General features: G+C 61.9%; 4 protein-coding genes, 1 other RNA gene and 2 pseudogenes. 3 read left to right on the forward strand and 4 right to left on the reverse strand.

Features of this window, described 5'->3' with window-relative positions:
* Positions 1-251 precede the first annotated feature (251 nt).
* The 4 genes and pseudogenes from rnpB to VZ95_RS16530 all read right to left on the reverse strand — a co-directional run bounded on the left by rnpB (position 252) and on the right by VZ95_RS16530 (position 2692).
* Positions 252-642: RNase P RNA component class A (rnpB, locus tag VZ95_RS22305), an RNA gene on the reverse strand.
* A 46-nt stretch (positions 643-688) separates the two neighbouring features.
* On the reverse strand, positions 689-826 hold the full coding sequence (locus VZ95_RS24350; protein ID WP_156995354.1) for a hypothetical protein: 138 nt from the start codon (positions 824-826) through the stop codon (positions 689-691).
* A pseudogene (locus VZ95_RS22295) lies at positions 823-1509 on the reverse strand (pyridoxal-phosphate dependent enzyme); the annotation flags it as partial. The gene VZ95_RS24350 and the pseudogene VZ95_RS22295, both read right to left, overlap by 4 nt.
* 211 nt (positions 1510-1720) lie before the next feature.
* Complete coding sequence (locus VZ95_RS16530; protein ID WP_045776835.1) at positions 1721-2692, reverse strand: threonine ammonia-lyase; 972 nt, start codon at positions 2690-2692, stop codon at positions 1721-1723.
* Positions 2693-2779: 87 nt separating this feature from the next.
* Here VZ95_RS16530 and VZ95_RS29415 point away from each other — a divergent pair.
* The 3 genes and pseudogenes from VZ95_RS29415 to VZ95_RS16540 form a co-directional block, all read left to right on the forward strand.
* Positions 2780-2905 (forward strand): annotated as a pseudogene (locus VZ95_RS29415) (winged helix-turn-helix transcriptional regulator); the annotation flags it as partial.
* 97 nt (positions 2906-3002) lie between these two features.
* Positions 3003-3272: an Lrp/AsnC ligand binding domain-containing protein gene (locus tag VZ95_RS25850; protein WP_052711869.1), complete on the forward strand. Its 270-nt coding sequence runs from the start codon at positions 3003-3005 to the stop codon at positions 3270-3272.
* Positions 3273-3300: 28 nt separating this feature from the next.
* Entirely contained in the window at positions 3301-4077 is a 777-nt protein-coding gene (locus VZ95_RS16540; RefSeq protein WP_045776836.1) for a bestrophin-like domain, read from the forward strand.
* Positions 4078-4149: the final 72 nt, after the last annotated feature.

Consider the following 4149-nt stretch of genomic DNA (forward strand, 5'->3'; position numbering starts at 1 on the left):
CGCAAAGTGCTGAACGAGTCGCGAAGAACGCCGTTCAGGAGCACAGAATCTGAGGGCTTCTCAGGAGTCGCGGGATGGAAAACCCTGCCGCCTCGGCAGGCCTGCCGCGTTATTTAACTACAAAAAAAAGTCACCAAAACACGGCAATGCTACATGAAAATTAACATAATGCCGCTTCATCTGGGGCAGGCTTGTCCCCTCCCGTTCTCCTGAGAGGAGTGCCGGGGATATTGGACACTTTCGAAATAAGGAATACCAGACGGCCTGTAAGCCGGGTTCTGTCCGGGGCCTTGCGGCCCGTGGATGACCATTCCTCTGGGATGATCGTTGCCGATCACCTCTCGCAACCAACCCGAAGAGCGGCGCGGAAATGCGCTGTACCCCGCAAGGGGGCCTGCCCTTCCTATTCGGTTTTGCTCCGGGTGGGGTTTACCGTGCCGCTTCCGTTGCCGGTCGCGCGGTGCGCTCTTACCGCACCCTTTCACCCTTACCGTGTGCGCCCGAAGGCGGACATGGCGGTTTGCTTTCTGTGGCACTATCCCTAGGGTCGCCCCCGCCGGGCGTTACCCGGCACCCTATTTCCGTGGAGCCCGGACTTTCCTCCCGTCGCTTGCAGCGACGCGCGGTCATCCAGCCGTCTGGTGGCGCAGGCTTAGACGGCACAGGCGTGGGGGTCAAGGGTGAAAGGTTAACCCAGATACGTGCGGATCTGGTCCGGGGTCATATTGCCGCCGCAGAGAACCGTTGCAACCTTCTGTCCCGCAAACGCCTCCGGGCGCTCCAGAACCGCGCCGACGCCGATGGCCCCTGCGGGTTCGACGATCAACCGTAATGCTGATGGCAGAAGCGCATCCCGGCCAGAATCGCCCCGTCGCGCACACTCCACACGTCATCGATGGTCTGCTTGAGATATTCCAGAGCATAGGCCGACGGCGCGCGCTGGGCGAGGCCATCGGCAATGGTCGGAACTTCTGCCGGGGGAACAGTGACGACTTTTCCCGCCTGCCAAGACAGCAGCATTGCCGGGCTGGTTTCGGGCACGAGGCCGATGACGCGCACCTTCGGCCGCTCCGAGCGGATCCACAGCCCGATGCCGATCGCCAGCGCCCCTGCACCAAGCGGTACTAGGATCGTATCGAATTCCTCGGCCGATGCCGTCATCTCGCGGGCGATGGTGCCGAAACCTTCCACAACGCGCGGGTGCGCACCGTCGTCGAGAAGCTGTGCCCCGAGGGTCTCGGCATAGGCGCGCGCGGCCTCTTTGGCCGCGTACATATCCGCCCCCTCCAACCGCACCTCGGCCCCCAGTTGCCGCATCGCCTCCAGCTTGGCCGGATTGACGCTGGTCGGGGCGAAAACGATCAGCGGGCGTTGCTTATCCCGCGCGGCATAGGCGAGCCCCTGGCCGAAATTCCCCGGCGAGGCCGTGACCAGCGGTTCCGTGCGCGCAGGCTGCCCGGAGAAAAACCAATCGGCCCCGCGCCCCTCGGCGGCCCGAATTGGGTTCTGTGTTTCAACTTTTTACACGCAAACTGCACGGTAAAACCGCATCGGCGGATGGGTGCCCGTAGAAGGGTGAATTTCGGAAAACCGGATTGATCGCGTGATGGGCCGCGCAAATACCGATGATGCTCGGAGGGGGCGCTAAGTCGGTCATAGGCGCTAGAATAGTCTATTCCTGAGCAAAAAATAACCTTTTCACGATGGGAGGGATGAATTTTTACCCTGGATCGCGCAAAAAATCGCGCCGCTGAGTTTCGCTGAGATTGCTTCCGCAGAGAATAGTTGCAAGCCGATGCCCGGCAAGCCGCCCCTTATGCTCTAGCGCGGCGGCAACCCCGGCGGCTCCGGCAGGTTCCACCACCAACCCATAGTATTCATGGCAAAAGCGCATCGCCGCGCGCAGCGAGGCCTCGGAAACCTCCCACACGGCATCGACCGTCGCGGGCATGCAGGCCAGGGCGTAGGGCACCGGCGCGCGCACGGCGATGCCATCGGCGATAGTGGCGGCGTTCGCGGTGGTAATCGGGTGGCCCGCCTCCCACGAAAGACGCATGGCGGGGGCCGCCGCCGCGACGATGCCGATCACCCGCACGCCGGGCCGTTCGGCTTTGAGCCACGCGCCAATGCCGGTCAGCAGCGCACCATTGCCCAGGGGAACGAGCACCGTATCGAACTCAAGGCGGGCGCGCGTCATCTCTAAGGCCATCGTGCCCGCGCCCTCGGCGATGCGCGGGTGGGCACCGTCCTCGATGAAAAGCCCGTCCTGCTGCTCAGCAAAGGTGCGGGCGGCGGCTTTGGCGGCGTCGAAATCATGCCCTTCCAGCCGAACTTCGGCCCCGAGGCGGCGCATCGCCTCGATTTTCAACGGATTGGCGGTGGTCGCCGCAAAAAGGATCACCCGGCGGCTTCGGGCGCGGGCGGCATAGGCGAGCCCCTGGCCGAAGTTGCCCGCAGAGGCTGAGACCAAGAGTTGATCGGACGGGGCAAGCCCCGCCAGGAACCAATCGGTTCCCCGACCTTTAAACGCGCGGGTGGGGTTCAACCCTTCGACCTTTACCGCGAGCGGCAGGCTTAAAGCCGCGTCGGCGGCGGGGTGCGACCAGAAAGGGGTATTGAGGAAAACCGGATCGATGGCGGCATAGGCGGCACGAATTCCGGCGGCGGAGGGTGGGGGGAGATGTGGGCTCATGTGGGAAAGCCTAGCGTTTTCCCTTGCGAAAAAATCCTTACCTCTCAGAATATTCGGGAAATTTTTGCGTCTCCTCTGGAAAAATCGATGAATTTTCCCGATCTGCTTTCCACCTCGGATATAGCCCTGCTGGCGGCGGTGCAGGACAATGCCGATCTAACCTTGGACCAGCTTGCGGATCGGGCGGGGCTCTCGGTTTCCGCCGTGCAGCGCCGTTTGAAAAAAGCTCCGCGACGCTGGGGTTATTCAACGTACCGTCGCGCTGCTCGACCCGAAAGCCGTTGGCCAAACCCTCAGCCTGATTGTCGAGTTGGAACTGGAGCGCGACCGGCACGATCTGCTGCCGCCCTTGCAAGCCTGGATCGCGCGGGAAGCCGCCATTCAAAACGCCTGGTTTGTCACCGGGCGCGGCGATTTGGTGCTGTCGATGACGGCGGCGAGCATCGAAAGTTTCGATGCCTTCATGGAACGAATGCTGGCCGACCATCGGGTGATCCGGAAATATACCACCAGCGTCGTGCTCAAAACCTTGAAACGCAGTTTGGCCGTTGCGCTGGAGCCCGGCTTCCGCCAAGCCTGAGCGAAAGATCTAAAAGAGGGTGGTTTTGATGATCGATCTTTCGGCGGTCTCCCTGCCGGTCATTTTCGCTGCAAGTCTGATCGGCATGCTCCTCTGCCTGGAAATAGGGTGTTTGTTAGGGCGGCGGGCGCGACGGTTGGGCGGCGACAATATTTCGACGCTGGAGGCCGCCGTTCTCGGGCTCTTGGCGCTGATGATCGGTTTTAGCGTTTCGATCTCGGTCACGCGCTTCGATACCCGCCGCGATGCGATTCTGGATGAGGCCAACGCCATTGGCACTGCCGCTTTACGCGGTACGCTGCTGCCCGCGCCCCATGATGCGACCAACCTGCACTTGCTGCGCGCCTATACCGATTTGCGGCTGACCCTCACGGCGGCGATCGACCACCCGGCGGAGATGGCGCGGATCATTGATGCCTCGAACGCCCTGCTTACCGAGCTTTGGGCGGATGCCAAAACGCTGGCCGCGACTCATCCCGCCGTGGTACCCACGGGGCTGTATATCGAATCATTGAATGCGCTGATCGATATGCAGGAAAAGCGGTTATCGGCGCTGCGCAGCCGGGTGCCGAATATCGTGCTGGTCGCGCTCTACGGTATCGCTTTCGTGGCGATTGGGTTTGTTGGGTACGGTTTGGGGCTCGAACCCCATCGCCGCCGTAGTCCTGCCTATATGATGGGGCTGCTCATTGCGGCCGTGCTTTTGTTAATTCTCGATATGGACCGGCCCAGCACCGGCTTTATCCACGTCAGTCAGCGGCCTTTGATCGATACAGCAGCGTCTTTGCGTAGTTTGGGGAACTAGGCGCTTCCCGCAAGGTTGGGGAAGCGCATGATAGGGTTTACTTCGGTGCGTACAAAGGTTTGGGCAGCAGCA

Origin of the sequence: Elstera litoralis (assembly GCF_000963705.1) — a bacterium.
GTDB classification, from domain to species: Bacteria; Pseudomonadota; Alphaproteobacteria; order Elsterales; family Elsteraceae; genus Elstera; species Elstera litoralis.

Coding starts and splice junctions, on each gene's coding strand:
- VZ95_RS16530 (WP_045776835.1), bottom strand. CDS start 2,692: ATGAGCCCACATCTCCCCCCACCCTCCGCCGCCGGAATTCGTGCCGCC.
- VZ95_RS16540 (WP_045776836.1), top strand. CDS start 3,301: ATGATCGATCTTTCGGCGGTCTCCCTGCCGGTCATTTTCGCTGCAAGT.